Source organism: Curtobacterium sp. AB7 (assembly GCF_044909335.1).
Taxonomy (GTDB): domain Bacteria; phylum Actinomycetota; class Actinomycetes; order Actinomycetales; family Microbacteriaceae; genus Curtobacterium.
Genome location: NZ_JBIYED010000007.1, coordinates 143,263 through 156,792, shown reverse-complemented (window position 1 = coordinate 156,792; position 13,530 = coordinate 143,263). Strand labels below are relative to the sequence as shown.

At 71.9% G+C, this 13,530-nt stretch carries 17 protein-coding genes; 16 read left to right on the top strand and 1 reads right to left on the bottom strand.

What is annotated here, in order from left to right:
• Positions 1-206 precede the first annotated feature (206 nt).
• From ABH929_RS14850 to ABH929_RS14795, 12 genes are read left to right on the top strand one after another with little or no spacing between them, the layout of a single operon-like run.
• A complete protein-coding gene (locus ABH929_RS14850; RefSeq protein ID WP_111086349.1) occupies positions 207-551 on the top strand; it encodes a flagellar basal body protein in 345 nt (114 codons plus the stop codon).
• Positions 548-943 carry a flagellar basal body rod protein FlgC gene (locus ABH929_RS14845; protein ID WP_240347289.1) on the top strand — a complete coding sequence of 132 codons (396 nt, stop codon included), beginning with the start codon at positions 548-550 and terminating at the stop codon, positions 941-943. The genes ABH929_RS14850 and ABH929_RS14845 overlap by 4 nt, the downstream gene beginning before the upstream one ends.
• Entirely contained in the window at positions 943-1,278 is a 336-nt protein-coding gene (fliE, locus tag ABH929_RS14840; RefSeq protein WP_205462355.1) for a flagellar hook-basal body complex protein FliE, read from the top strand. Before ABH929_RS14845 ends, fliE begins: the two co-directional genes overlap by 1 nt.
• Positions 1,278-2,951 (top strand): flagellar basal-body MS-ring/collar protein FliF, encoded by a 1,674-nt coding sequence (fliF, locus tag ABH929_RS14835; protein WP_404561756.1) that lies wholly within the window; start codon positions 1,278-1,280, stop codon positions 2,949-2,951. The genes fliE and fliF overlap by 1 nt, the downstream gene beginning before the upstream one ends.
• Positions 2,948-4,009, top strand: coding sequence for a flagellar motor switch protein FliG (gene fliG, locus ABH929_RS14830; RefSeq protein ID WP_240347290.1), 1,062 nt, complete (start codon positions 2,948-2,950; stop codon positions 4,007-4,009). The genes fliF and fliG overlap by 4 nt, the downstream gene beginning before the upstream one ends.
• The gene (locus tag ABH929_RS14825; protein WP_404561755.1) at positions 4,002-4,664 is read left to right on the top strand and encodes a hypothetical protein; all 663 of its coding nucleotides are present in this window, start codon (positions 4,002-4,004) and stop codon (positions 4,662-4,664) included. Before fliG ends, ABH929_RS14825 begins: the two co-directional genes overlap by 8 nt.
• The gene (locus ABH929_RS14820) at positions 4,661-6,004 is read left to right on the top strand and encodes a FliI/YscN family ATPase (protein WP_404561754.1); all 1,344 of its coding nucleotides are present in this window, start codon (positions 4,661-4,663) and stop codon (positions 6,002-6,004) included. The genes ABH929_RS14825 and ABH929_RS14820 overlap by 4 nt, the downstream gene beginning before the upstream one ends.
• Positions 6,004-6,435, top strand: a complete 432-nt coding sequence (locus ABH929_RS14815) for a flagellar FliJ family protein (RefSeq protein WP_111086344.1) — start codon at positions 6,004-6,006, stop codon at positions 6,433-6,435. The genes ABH929_RS14820 and ABH929_RS14815 overlap by 1 nt, the downstream gene beginning before the upstream one ends.
• The gene (locus tag ABH929_RS14810; RefSeq protein WP_404561753.1) at positions 6,432-7,157 is read left to right on the top strand and encodes a C40 family peptidase; all 726 of its coding nucleotides are present in this window, start codon (positions 6,432-6,434) and stop codon (positions 7,155-7,157) included. Before ABH929_RS14815 ends, ABH929_RS14810 begins: the two co-directional genes overlap by 4 nt.
• Positions 7,154-8,632: a flagellar hook-length control protein FliK gene (locus ABH929_RS14805; RefSeq protein ID WP_404561752.1), complete on the top strand. Its 1,479-nt coding sequence runs from the start codon at positions 7,154-7,156 to the stop codon at positions 8,630-8,632. The genes ABH929_RS14810 and ABH929_RS14805 overlap by 4 nt, the downstream gene beginning before the upstream one ends.
• A gap of 25 nt (positions 8,633-8,657) precedes the next feature.
• The gene (locus ABH929_RS14800) at positions 8,658-9,101 is read left to right on the top strand and encodes a flagellar hook assembly protein FlgD (RefSeq protein WP_111084148.1); all 444 of its coding nucleotides are present in this window, start codon (positions 8,658-8,660) and stop codon (positions 9,099-9,101) included.
• A gap of 56 nt (positions 9,102-9,157) precedes the next feature.
• Positions 9,158-10,333: a flagellar hook protein FlgE gene (locus tag ABH929_RS14795; RefSeq protein WP_111084147.1), complete on the top strand. Its 1,176-nt coding sequence runs from the start codon at positions 9,158-9,160 to the stop codon at positions 10,331-10,333.
• A 163-nt stretch (positions 10,334-10,496) separates the two neighbouring features.
• Here ABH929_RS14795 and ABH929_RS14790 read toward each other — a convergent pair whose 3' ends face one another.
• A complete protein-coding gene (locus ABH929_RS14790) occupies positions 10,497-10,670 on the bottom strand; it encodes a hypothetical protein (protein ID WP_404561751.1) in 174 nt (57 codons plus the stop codon).
• Here ABH929_RS14790 and ABH929_RS14785 point away from each other — a divergent pair.
• The 4 genes from ABH929_RS14785 to ABH929_RS14770 all read left to right on the top strand — a co-directional run bounded on the left by ABH929_RS14785 (position 10,669) and on the right by ABH929_RS14770 (position 13,520).
• Complete coding sequence (locus ABH929_RS14785; protein ID WP_404561750.1) at positions 10,669-10,836, top strand: hypothetical protein; 168 nt, start codon at positions 10,669-10,671, stop codon at positions 10,834-10,836. The genes ABH929_RS14790 and ABH929_RS14785 overlap by 2 nt on opposite strands.
• A gap of 48 nt (positions 10,837-10,884) precedes the next feature.
• Positions 10,885-11,397: an ASCH domain-containing protein gene (locus tag ABH929_RS14780; RefSeq protein WP_404561749.1), complete on the top strand. Its 513-nt coding sequence runs from the start codon at positions 10,885-10,887 to the stop codon at positions 11,395-11,397.
• 126 nt (positions 11,398-11,523) lie between these two features.
• Positions 11,524-12,873, top strand: a complete 1,350-nt coding sequence (locus ABH929_RS14775; protein WP_404561748.1) for a sensor histidine kinase — start codon at positions 11,524-11,526, stop codon at positions 12,871-12,873.
• Positions 12,870-13,520 (top strand): response regulator transcription factor, encoded by a 651-nt coding sequence (locus tag ABH929_RS14770; RefSeq protein WP_111084144.1) that lies wholly within the window; start codon positions 12,870-12,872, stop codon positions 13,518-13,520. The genes ABH929_RS14775 and ABH929_RS14770 overlap by 4 nt, the downstream gene beginning before the upstream one ends.
• Positions 13,521-13,530 lie beyond the last annotated feature (10 nt).

Sequence of the window (13,530 nt, the reverse complement as noted above, 5' to 3'; positions counted from 1 at the left end):
GCCACCTGTTCCGCGACGAACCACGCGTCGTTCGACGAGTGGTCTGTCGCAGAAGTGGTGCCACCCCCGTTCGGGGCGAGGGCTAACGCAGCCTGGGACGGGCACCGATAGCGCCACACGAGCACGGATCGCTCACCAGTTCGGCCACGGATCGGCCACCACCGCACGGCGACGTCGCATCGACGACGCCTGACGAGGGGACCACCGTGTTCGATTCCGTGACGAGCGTCGCGCTGCAGAGCGCACTCGACGGCCTGTCGATGCGCCAGAAGGTGATCGCGAACAACATCGCGAACATCAACACGCCGGGCTACCACGCCGAGAAGGTCCAGTTCGAGGACGCCCTGGCGAAGTCGATCACCGACGGCAGCGGGAACACCGCACCGACGGTCGCCCGCAGCCTCGAGCCGACGAACACGAACGGCAACAACGTCAACCTCGACGAGGAGACGCTCTCCAACGTCGACACCGTGCTCCGGTACCAGTTCGCCACGCAGGCGATGAACTCCGAGCTCACCAGCGTCCGCGCGGCGATGCGGACGAACTCGTGACGACCTTCGACGCGATCGGCATCGCGAGCACCGGCATGACCGTGCACCGGAAGTGGCTCGACGCCGTCGCCGACAACATGGCGAACGCGAACACCGTGAAGTCGATGGACGACACCGCGTTCCAGGCCCGCTACGTCGAGGTGCAGGAGGGCAACGGCGTGTCCGGTGCCTACGTCAAGGGTGCCGCGTTCGGCAGCGCCGCCGGCCGCGTGACCTACGACCCGGACAACCCGCTCGCGAACGACGAGGGGTACGTCCGGATGCCGGACATCGACCTCGGCACGCAGATGGCGGACCTCATCATGGCCCAGCGTGGCTACCAGGCGAACGCCTCCGTCGTCGACCGCGCCAAGACCGCCTACGAGGCGGCACTGCAGATCGGGAAGAACTGATGCCCATCGACGCCGTCAACGGTGTGACCACCAACGCGATGACGAACGCACTGACCAGTGTGTCCGGTACGTCCAGCGACGTCACCGGCACCGCTGGGACGACCAGCACCGACGGCAGCGGGTTCGCCGCCAGCCTCGGGAACGCCGTCGACGGGCTGCAGGCCCTGCAGAGCGACTCGAAGACCCTCGCGCTCAAGGCCGTCACCGGCAACCTCGACGACATCCACGACGCGACCATCGCCGCCACCCGCGCGCAGGTCACGCTCGAGCTCGTCTCCGCCGTCCGCAACAAGGGCGTCGACGCCTTCAACGAGATCATGAGGATGCAGGCCTGATGCCCGTCGCCGTCAAGAACGTCTTCGCGCGCCTGTCCGCGTACGTCAAGGGCTTCTCCGCCGCCCAGCGCACCATCGCGATCCTGGTGATCGCCGCGCTCGTGCTCGGTGGGATCGCCCTGGCGTCGTGGCTCGGCAAGGCGTCCTACGCACCGCTCTTCACCGGGCTGGCCGCTGCCGACGCGAGTTCCATCACCGACCAGCTGCAGACCGACGGCGTGCCGTACCAGCTCACCGACGGCGGCGCGACGATCCTGGTGCCGCAGGCGCAGGTGTACTCGGAGCGCCTCAAGGCCGCGTCGAACGGGCTGCCGTCGTCGAACGAGGGCGGCTACTCGCTGCTCGACAAGATGGGTGTGACGAGCTCGGAGTTCCAGCAGGACGTCACCTACAAGCGGGCGATGGAGGGCGAGCTCGCCAGGACCATCGGCGCGATGGACGGCGTGCAGACCGCGACCGTGCAGCTCGCGATCCCGGAGAAGTCCGTGTTCGTCTCCGAGGAGAAGGACCCGACGGCGTCGGTGTTCATCGCCACCGACAACGGCACGCAGCTGAGCACCGACCAGGTGCAGGCGATCGTGCACCTGACCAGCGCCGCGGTCGAGGGCATGCAGACCACCGACGTCTCGGTCGTCGACGCCAAGGGGCAGACGCTGTCCGCCGTCGGGACCGGGGCGACCGGCAGCGGTGCCGACCAGGCCGCCGACTACGACGCCGCGACGAGCAAGAAGATCCAGGACCTGCTCGACACCACCCTCGGCGCCGGCAACGCGACGGTCGTGGTCTCCGGCACGATGAACCAGGAGTCCGGCACCCGCACGTCGGAGAGCTACACCACCCCGACCTCCGGTCCGGTCGCGCTCAACGAGTCGAGCACCACCGAGCAGTACGGCTCGGGTGCCGCGGGCGCGTCGAGCGGCGCGACCGGGGTCCTCGGCCCGGACAACATCGCCGTACCGAACGGCACCGCCACGAGCGGGACCGGCGACGACGGCTACAAGAACGAGTCGGCGACGAAGAACAACGCCGTCGACCACACCACCGAGACCACGCAGATCCCGTCGGGGTCCCTCGACCGGCAGACCATCTCGGTCGCGCTGAACTCGAAGGCCGACGCCGTGCAGAACGCGAACCTGCAGAGCATCAACGACCTGGTGTCGGCCGCCGCCGGTGTCGATCAGGCCCGCGGCGACCAGGTCAAGGTCGCGATGATGGACTTCGACACCAGTGGTGCCGACCAGGCCGCGAAGGCCCTCGAAGCGCAGCAGAAGGCCGACCAGCAGGAGGCCCTGTGGTCGTCGATCCGCACCGCCGGCATCGTCATCGGCATCCTGCTCGCGCTCATCGCCGTCATGTTCGTCATCGCCCGTCGCAGCCGGAAGCAGGAGCGCGAGGCCGTCGACCTCGGCGAACTCGACGCCTTCGCCGGCGAGACGTTCCAGCTGCCCCTCGCGATGGACGGCACCGCCGACCGCGCGACCCTCGGTGCCGGCGACGCCCCCACCGCCGTGCTGTCGACGATGCCCGCCGGCGATCCGCCGACCGAGGTGCTGACGACCGACGAGATCACGGCCGAGCGCCGCCGTCAGGACATCTCCGCACTGGCCGAACGCGACCCGAAGCGCACGGCCGAGCTCCTGCGCGGGCTGCTCGACGACCGGGCACCGGTGTGAGCGCCCTGATGCCGAGCGCCGGCGGCCCGGGTACCGGCAAGGGGTCGAACGACCGTGCGCTGACCGGTGCCCAGAAGGTCGCGCTCATCCTCATGCAGATGGACACCGACCGCGCTGCCGAGGTGATGAAGCAGTTCACCGAGATGGAGGCCGAGGAGATCTCGGCCGAGATCGTCCGGATGCGCCGCGTCGAGGACACCGTCGTCGACCAGACCATGTCGGAGTTCCACCGGATCACGATGAGCGGCCGGCTGCAGAAGCGCGGCGGCAAGGAGACCGCCCTCGGGCTGCTCGAGGCGTCCTTCGGCGCCGAGCGCGCCGCCGGCGTGATGGACCGGCTCGCCTCGAACCTGGCCGGCCAGTCCTTCGACTTCCTCGACGACGCCGAGCCCGGGCAGGTCATCACCCTGCTCGAGGGCGAGTTGCCGCAGACCATCGCCCTCGTCCTGGCACACCTGAAGCCCGGCCAGGCGAGCGCCGTCCTCGCGGGTGTCGACGAGCGCGTCCGCACCGACGTCGCGCAGGCGTTCGCCACGATGGGCAGCGCGACCCCGGAGGCCGTCGGGATCGTCGCCGGTGTCCTGCGGCAGCGCGCCGGCGCCGTCGTGTCGCCGCGCGAGAGCGTCGAGGTCGTCGGCGGCATCGCGCCCCTGGTCGACATCATCAACCGCTCCGACGTCGCCACCGAGAAGGCCGTGCTCGACGGGCTCGAGGCCCGCGACCCGGAGCTCGCCGAGGACATCCGCTCGCGCATGCTCACCTTCGAGGACATCGTCAAGCTCGAGTCCCGCGACATCCAGCAGGTGCTGCGCGGCATCGACTCGAAGCTCCTCGCGACCGCCATGAAGGGTGCGGCCGGACCCGTCGTCGAGACGATCCGCGCGAACGTGTCCGAGCGCAACCGCTCGCTGCTCGACGACGAACTGCAGGCCATGGGCCCGGTCCGCGTCTCGCAGGTCGAGGAGGCGCGCGCCGAGGTCGTCCGTTCCGTGCGCGAGCTCGAGGCACAGGGCGTCATCACCGTGCACCGTGCCGAGGAGGACGAGCTCGTTGACTGACACCACGACCGCCGGCACCGTGCAGCGCATCGCGTTCCCCGCGATCGGCACCGCCGCCGCGACCGACCGCGCGTCCGGCGCGGACGTCCGCGGCCACGCCGCCGGCTACACCGCGGGTCTCCGCGCCGCGCAGGCCGAGACGGACGCCCTGCGCGCCCGCCTGCAGGCCGAGCACGCCGCGCTGACCGCGTCGCTGCGCGCGGACACCGTCCGCCGCATCGCCGTCCTCGACGCCGCGACGAACGCGATGCTGTCCACGGTCGCGCCCGTCCTCAGCGACGCCGAGGCCTCCGTCGCCAGCGCGGCCACGGACCTGGCCGAGGCGATCGTCGGGTACGAGATCCGTGCCTCCCGTCCGGCGGTCGGTACCGATGACGGAGGGGAGGCCCGGATCACGTCCGGCGCCGAGACCACCGTCCGGCGGGCGCTCGCGTCCATCGACCGCAGCGTCCCGGTGGCCGTCCGGCTCAGCCCGGCGGACGCCGCCCGCGTCGCCGACGTCGACCTGCCGGTCCCGGTGGTCGCGGACCCCGCGCTGCGGGACGGCGACGCCGTCGTCGACCTGCCGGACGGCATCCTCGACGCCCGTATCGCCACCGCACTCGACCGCGCCCGCACTGCACTGGGTGTCGAGCTGCAGGGGGAGTCCGCGTGACCGCCACGCTGCTCCGGCCCCGCGGGCTCGACGACGCACTGCGGCAGGCCGCACCCCAGCGGGTCGGCGTCGTCACGAGCGCCGTCGGCCTCGGGCTGACGATCGCCGGGCTCGACGCCCACGTCGGCGAGGTCGTCACGGTCGGACCGGAGGACGGCGTGCAGACCGCCGTCGAGGTCGTCGCCACCGACGCCACCGGCGTGCGCTGCATGCCCCTCGGCCGCCTCACCGGTGTCACCGCCGGCACCCCTGCACGCCCGACCGGTCACCCGGTGCTCGTGCCGACGGGTGCCGGGCTGTTCGGCCGGGTGCTCGACGGGCTCGGCCGGCCGATCGACGACCGCGGCCCGCTCGTCGGTGCCGGTGGTGAGCCCGTCGACCGGGTGCCGCTCGACCACGCGACCCCGAACGCGATGGCACGCACCCGCATCGACACCCCGATGCAGCTCGGCGTGCGGGTGCTCGACACCCTCACCACCGTCGGCCGCGGCCAGCGCATGGGGCTCTTCGCGGGCTCCGGTGTCGGCAAGTCCTCGCTGCTGTCGATGATCGCCCGGGGGAGCGACGCCGCCGTCAACGTGATCGCGCTGGTCGGGGAGCGTGGCCGCGAGGTCCGCGAGTTCCTCGAGGACGACCTGGGCGCCGAGGGGCTCGCGCGTTCGATCGTCGTCGTGTCGACCTCGGACGAGCCCGCCCTCATGCGTCTGCGTGCCGCCTTCGTGGCCACCCGCATCGCCGAGTCGTTCCGCGACGCCGGCCAGGACGTCGTGCTCATGATGGACTCGCTCACCCGCGTCGCGATGGCGCAGCGTGAGATCGGACTCTCGGTGGGGGAGCCGCCGGCCACCCGGGGCTACCCGCCGTCGACGTTCTCGGTGCTCGCCGGGCTGCTCGAGCGTGCCGGGACGGACCGCGTCGGCAGCATCACCGGCATGTACACCGTGCTGGTCGACGGTGACGACCACAACGAGCCGATCGCCGACGCCGCCCGCAGCATCCTGGACGGTCACGTCGTGCTCGACCGGAAGCTCGCGATCACCGGGCACTTCCCGTCGGTGGACGCCCTCGGCTCGGTGTCCCGAGTGGCCTCGAAGGTGACGGACCCGGCGCAGCGCGGTGCCGCGACGACCCTGCGCAAGGTGATGGCAGCGCGTGCCGCCGCCCAGGACCTGCTCGATGTCGGCGCCTACCAGCGTGGCTCGAACCCGCTCGTCGACGCCGCCGTCGACCACCAGGGCGCGATCGACGCGTTCCTGCGCCAGGGGATGGACGAGCGGGCGACCGCCGACGCGTCCTGGCAGCGACTCGGTGGTCTCGTGCAGCAGCTGGGGGTGTCGTGATGGCCCGTCGGTTCCCCCTCGCGGGGCTCCTGCGCCTGCGGCACACCGAACAGGACCGCGCCGCTGCCTCGCTCGCCACCGCGAACGAGCGCGTGCGCGACGCCGCCGACGCCCGGATCGCCGCACGGAGGAGCCTCGCCGACGCCGAGGGCGCGCAGCCGATCGAGGACGCCGCGACCCTGAGCGCCGTCGCCGCTGCGCGTGCTGCGACCCGCGGCATGCTCGAGGAGCTCGACGCCGTGGTCCGGACCCGCCGCGCGGACGCCGACCGTGCGCAGGACGAGTACACCGCCGCACGACGTGCCGCGGTCGGCCTGGAGAAGCTCGAGGGCAAGCACGCCGCCGAGCAGGCCGCCGAGGAACTCCGCACCGAACAGAACGCCCTCGACGAGATCGCGGCACGACGCCGCACGGAAGGTGGTGCCCGATGAGCGTCGAAGCGGTGCTCTCCCGGATCTCCGAGATCCGGTCCCAGATCGACACCCTGCGCGGTGGCTCCGCGGCCGCGACGGCTGTCTCGTCGTCCACCGCGTCGTCGGCAGCGTCGTCGAGCGCCTTCGCCGACGCCCTGGCCACGGCGACCGGGACCACCGGCACCGGGACCGCGACCGCCGCTGCCGCCGCGACCGGCACTGCGCCGGCCACGTCGGTCGACGCCGGTGCGGGCACGCTCGCCACAGGCAGCGGCGCCACCGGATCCGACGTCGTCGCGGACGCGAAGAAGTACCTCGGCGTGCCCTACGTGTTCGGCGGCACGACGACCGCCGGCATGGACTGCTCCGGCCTGGTGCAGACGGTGTTCAAGGACCTCGGCGTGACCATGCCGCGGGTCGTGCCGGACCAGGCGAAGATGGGCGTCGAGGTCGGCTCCCTGAAGGACGCGCAGCCCGGCGACCTGATCATCCCGAAGGGCGAGGGCCACGTCGTCATCTACGTCGGCGACGGCAAGGTACTGCACGCGCCGCGCCCCGGCAAGGACGTCCGCATCGTCGACAACTGGTACTCGGACGCCGACATCGCCACCATCCGCCGCATCGTGCCCGCGCAGGCGTCCGCCGCGACGGCGACGACCGCGACGACGGCCGCGAGCAGTGCCACCGACCTGCAGACCGCTGCGCTGCTGTCCATGATGCAGTCCGGGAGCGCCGCATGAGCCTGACCATCGCCACCCAGCCTGCGCCGACTCCGACGGCCGCCGCTGCCCCGACCCGTTCGGCCTCCGACCCTGCCGGGCCCGGCTCGTTCGACGCCGCCCTGGCCGCGGCCGCCGCGACCGATCGCCGCGCGGGCGAGCGCGCACCGGCGCGCCGGGACGACTCCCGCGCAGCCGAGGACACCGGTTCGACCACGCCGCCGAACGCCACCACGGCCACCGCGGGGACGGACGTGTCGGCTGCCGCTGACGGCTCGTCCGCTGCCGCCGGGGAGGCTCAGGCGCTCACGCTCCCGCTCGCAGGGACGGTGCCCGCCCCGGTCCCGACGCCCCCGGTCGCGGTGACGACCCCTGCCGAGACGGTCACACCGGTGACGGTGACGGCGACCGCGTCCGAGTCGACGGCGCGGGGCGTCACCGCGACGACGGCGGCCCCGGCCCCGGCCCCGGCCCCGGAGATGACCACTCCGACGACGATCGCGCCGACGACGCCTGCAGCCGCCCCCGCCGCCACCATCGGAGCTGCCGCTGCCACAGCGGCCGCGCTCCCGCTGGCTGCCACCACGGCGCCGTCGGCCAGCACCACGGCGTCCGCCGCCGTACCGGCATCGGGCACGACCACCGCAGTCCCCGCGGACGGCCCCGCACCGTCACCGGCGTCCGACGTCCCGAGGCCCGGCACCCCGTCCGGCGCGACGACCGGCACCGGCACCGGCACCGTCGGAGTCTCGAGTACGAGCACGAGCAGCGCGCCTGCTGCCACTGCTGCTGCTGCCGCCGTGACTCTCCAGCCGACCAGCTCGGCAACCCAGACCCCCCAGACCACCGACGGTTCCGCGACCGCGACCCCGAGCGTCGTGACGGTGGCAGCGGCGACCGCCGCACGGGGTGGGCAGACCGGCCACGGGACGGACCAGCAGGGCTCGACGGCGGGTGATCCGGGCCTCCCGGCAGTCACCACCAGGCGCGGCGGCGAGACGCCCTTCGTCCTGCCCACCACGCCGACCGCTGCGCCCGCCCCGGCCACGGCCGCCGCGGCACCGACGTCCACGCCCGCACCCCTCGGGCAGCAGCTCGCGCGACCGGTGTTCTCGCTCGCGCAGGCCGGACCCGGGGAACACGTCGTCACGGTGCAGGTCGTGCCGGACAGCCTCGGACCGGTCACGGTCCGTGCGCACGTGACGGCACACGGCATGCACGTCGAGCTGTTCGCGGCGTCCGAAGCGGGCCGCGACGCGGTCCGCCAGGTGCTGCCGGACCTGCGGCGCGACGCCGCCGGCAGCGGGCTGAGCACCACGCTCGACCTGTCCTCGCAGAACCACCCGGGTACGTCGGCGGGTCGCGACCAGCGACCGGCCGACGGCCGTCTGCGTGCCGACACCGGCCTGGAGGCGCGGCGCCCGTCCGCCGCGCAGCCAGCTTCCGCAGCCACCACCTCCACCATCCGCACCGCGGGACTCGACGTCCTCGCCTGACCGGCTCACGAACAGGAACCAGACCATGCCCATCGACGGCATCACCGGCAGCGTGGACCAGGCTGCCCAGGCCGCGGCCCTCGCCGCGAGCTCGACCGCGAAGAAGTCCCAGACGATGGACTCCGAGGTGTTCATGAAGCTGCTCGTCACGCAGCTGCAGAACCAGGACCCGTCGTCGCCGATGGACACCAACCAGATGATCAGCCAGCAGACGCAGCTCGCGATGATGGAGCAGATCACGAACCAGACCACGACGGGGAACGAGAACTTCTCGCTCCAGATGCGCATCGCCGCCGCCAACCTCGTCGGCAAGCAGGTCAGCTACACCGACGCCGCGACCGGCACCGCCGTCACCGGGACCGCCTCGGCCGTGTCCTACGCGAACAGCGTGCCCACGGTCACCGTGAACGGGAAGGAGGTCGCTCTCGACGTGATCTCCGGCATCACCACCACCGCACCGGCTTCCTGACCGTTCTTCTTCCGCTTCTTCTTCCTGCTCTTCCTGCCTCTCCGAAAGGACGCACCATGCTCCGCTCGCTCTACTCCGGGATCTCCGGCCTCCGCTCGCACCAGCAGATGCTCGACGTCACCGGCAACAACATCGCCAACGTCAACACCGTCGGCTTCAAGTCGTCGACCACCGTCTTCCAGGACACCCTGTCGCAGATGACCCAGGGTGCCGGCGGACCGCAGTCCGGCATCGGTGGGACGAACCCCGCGCAGATCGGCCTCGGCGTCCAGGTCGCCGGTGTGTCGACGAACTTCGCGCAGGGCTCGGCCCAGGCCACCGGCAAGGCCACCGACCTGATGATCTCGGGCGACGGGTTCTTCGTCACGCGCCTCGGCAACGACACCGTGTACAGCCGTGCGGGGGCCTTCGACTTCGACGCGAACGGCCGTCTGGTCACCGCCGACGGCAAGATCGTGCAGGGGTACTCGGCGACGAACGGCGTCGTCAACGACGGCGGCCAGCTGACCGACATCCGTCTGCCCCTCGACGCCGCGGCACCGGCCACGTCGACCACCTCGGCCACCGTCAGCGGCAACCTGCCGTCGGACACGGCCGTGGGCGAGACGCTCAACCGTGACGCCACCGTGTACGACCAGTACGGCACGAAGCACACCATGTCGCTCGCCTACACCCGCACGACCACCGGGTGGAACGTCTCGGCGTCGAACGGTCAGGGGACCTCCGCCACCGGCACGATCACCTTCAAGACCGACGGATCGATCGCGTCCGGTTCCACCCTGGCGGTCGGTGGGATCACCGTCGACATGACCCAGCTGTCCGGCTTCGCGTCGCTCAACACCGCGTCGATCTCGTCGCAGAACGGCCACGAGGCCGGCTCCCTGCAGGGCTACTCGATCTCGAAGGACGGCACCGTCACCGGGTCGTTCTCGAACGGCGCCTCGCTGGCCCTCGGACGGATCGCCCTGGCGACCTTCGCGAACCCCGCCGGTCTCGAGAAGACCGGTGCCTCGGGCTACCGGGCGACCGCGAACTCGGGCCAGGCCTCGGTGGGCACCCCCGGATCGGCGGGCGTCGGCTCGCTCGCCTCCGGAACGCTCGAGATGTCGAACGTCGACCTGTCGCAGGAGTTCACGAACCTGATCGTGGCGCAGCGCGGGTTCCAGGCGAACGCGCGCATCATCACGACCTCGGACGAGGTGTTGCAGGAGCTGACGAACCTGAAGCGGTAGGCGCGCTTCCCTCGGCCACCGACCGCCCGGACCCGTCGGGCGGTCGGTGGTTCGGGAGACCGCGGCCTGGGCCCGTCCTTCCATCCCGAACATCGCGAGCAAGCCGGAGACGCGGTTCTTCACGGTCTTCTCGGCGAGGTCGAGCTGTTCGGCGAAGCGAACGTCATCGCGAGTCGAGCACCACGGCGTCCGGGTCCTCGCGCACCACCGCGGCCAACCGTGCCCGGCCGCCCTCAGCCGTGACCGTCCGGTGCTCGTCGGTCTCGAGCGCGACACGGATGCCGAGCAGCACGTTCACGTCGTCGTCCAACCCGAGCACCGGCGTCCTGTCCGCCATGCGCAGAACGCACCTCGACCACGGCGCGCACTTCACCGCCTGGCAGGTCCCGGGCACGATCGCCGACGAGATCGCGGCGTTCGCTGCCGATCTCCTGGCGAACAGCGCGAGGCCGCGGGTGGGACCCACCGGCGACGAGGCCACGAGCATGCTCGACGGAGACTGACCGGCCGCGGGGCTCGTTCCCGGCGCCGCGTCTGCCACGATGATGCTCATGAGTGACCTTCACGACGTGGTCCCGGTCGCACCGCCGGACCTCGACGCCGCGACCACGATGTGGGCGGAGTACACGGCGACCCGTCCGCAGGCTGCCGAGGACCGCGACCACACGGTGGAGCACTTCGGTGACACTGCCCGGCTCGCTGACGAGCTGCTGCAGATCGTCCTGTCCGGTGGGAAGCGCGCAACCGCCGAGCTCGTCTCCGAGTTCGCGCACCGAGGCGACCCGTTGCCCCGGATCGGGTCGCACTGGATCGCGTGCGACAGCTCGGGCGCACCTCGGATCATCATCCGGAGCACCGCGTTGCGGGTCGGTCCGTTCGACAGTGCCGATGCGGCCTTCGCCGTCGCGGAGGGCGAAGACGATCGTTCCCTGGAGAGCTGGCGACGCGAGCACCAGCGGTACTGGGAGCGCACCTGCGCTGCTCGGGGTGTGGCCTGGTCGGAGCTCGACGAGATCGTGTTCGAGTACTTCTCCGTGGTCTGGCCACCCGAACACGCCGACTGAGTACGGCGGCGCCCACTGTTCGGGTTTCCCCCCAGCAGTCGGAGGGCTTGCCCGGTCCCGCGAACGCCTGCGTCCCCCGAGGCTGGGACCAGCGCACCACACTCCCGGTCCACACGAAGAGGTCACATGTCCCGCACCACCGCCCTGATCCCGCAACTCACCGCCGTTCCCCGGTTCCGGTTCGTCTCCGGACTGTTCGCCGTAGCGACCTGGCGGCAGTTCGCGTTCCATGCCGCGCACCTGCCGATCGCGATCGGGGCGGTGACGTGGTTCGCCCTGGCGATCTCTGTCGGGGTCCCGTCCGCGGTCACGTGGTTCGGCCTGGTCGTCACGGCGTTCCTCGTCGGCGGTTCCGCGTGGTTCGCGGCGGTCACCCGGCGGATGTCCGCTGCGCTGCTGGGACAGGAGGTCGTCGCGCCGACGATCCGTCCGCGTCGAGGCGGCCCCCTGGCATGGGCGACCACCCGGCTGACGGACGGCTCGACGTGGCGGGCGTTCGCGTACCTGCTGGTCGGCTTCGTCGTCACGACGGCATCCTTCGCTGTCTCGGTCGCGGTGCTCGTGTCGGCGCTCGGCGCACTGTCCCACAGCATCTGGGGCCGCTTCTTGCCGGAGCAGACCGGTTCGGACGGGCTGCGGCACCGTGGTGCGCAGTTCCTCGGGGTGTTCGTCGACACCGTCCCGCTCCAGATCGCGTTCGCCGCGGTCGGCCTGGTCGTGCTCGTCGCGGTCTGGCCCGCCGTCAACCACGGCCTCGGGTCCCTGCAGCGCGCGGTCATCCGTTCGATGCTCGGCGCCGACCTCCGGCAGCGGCGCCTCGCCGAGGTCACCGCGTCCCGGGACGCCGCCGTGGTGGATGCGGACAGCACGCTGCGCCGCATCGAGCGAGAGCTGCACGACGGCACGCAGGCGCGTCTGGTCGGCCTGGCGATGACCCTCGGCGACGCCCGTGACCGACTCCAGAGCAATCAGGACGCCGACGGGTCTGGAGTTGAGGCGCTCGTCGCCCAGGCACATACCTCGACGAAGGAAGCACTCGTCGAGTTGCGTGCGCTGGCTCGGGGGATCCACCCGCCCGTTCTCGACGAGGGGCTCGAAGCCGGACTCGCGTCGGCGTGCTCCCGCGCCCCGTTCCCCGTGACGCTGCACGTGGACCTGCCCGTCCGCCCGTCGCCGGTCGTCGAGGGCATCGCCTACTTCGGGGTCCTCGAGCTGCTCACGAACGTGTCGAAGCACGCGGGAGCCACCGTGGCCACGGTCGACGTGGCGTTGGCGGGGCCCGAACTCGTCGTCACGGTGGCCGACGACGGCGCGGGCGGCGCCCACGTCTCGTTGCCGCTTCCGGACGGGCAGGGAACCGGTCTCGCCGGACTGCTCGAACGCCTCCGAGCGGTCGACGGCACGCTCGCGGTCCAGAGCCCGACCGGCGGACCCACCACCATCCGGATGGCGATGCCCTCCGGGACGACCACGTGAGGATCGTCATCGCCGACGACAACACGATCGTCCGCGAGGGACTGGCGTCGTTGTTGCAGGGGCGCGGTCACGAGATCGTCGCTGCCGTCGGTGACGGCGCGGCCGTCCTCCCCGCGCTCGCGTCCGAGCACGTCGACGTCGTCGTGATGGACATCCGGATGCCGCCGACCCACACCGACGAGGGCGTCCGGGCCGCCGTGGCCCTCAAGACAGCGCGGCCCGAGGTCGGCGTGTTGCTGTTCTCGCAGTACGCCGAGGTGCGGTGGGCGCGGACCCTGCTCGACGTCGCGACCGTCGGTGTCGGCTACCTGCTGAAGGACCGGGTCGCCGAGGTCGCGACCTTCATCGAGTCGTTGCAGCAGGTCGCGGCCGGCAACGTCGTGCTCGACCCCGAGGTCGCTGCCGCGTTGGTGCAGGCTCCGCGGCCGCTCCGGGACCGGCTCGACCGGCTCACCGCGCGCGAGACCGACGTCCTGCGGCTCATGGCCGAGGGACGGTCGAACGCGGCGATCGCCGAGACGCTGTTCCTGTCAGGCGGGACCGTCGAGAAGCACGTCACGGCCGTCTTCGCGAAGCTCGGGCTCGAAGCGACCACGGCGGACCACCGACGCGTGCTCGCCGTCCTGCGGTTCCTCTCCGTCGAGTGACCCGTGTGGC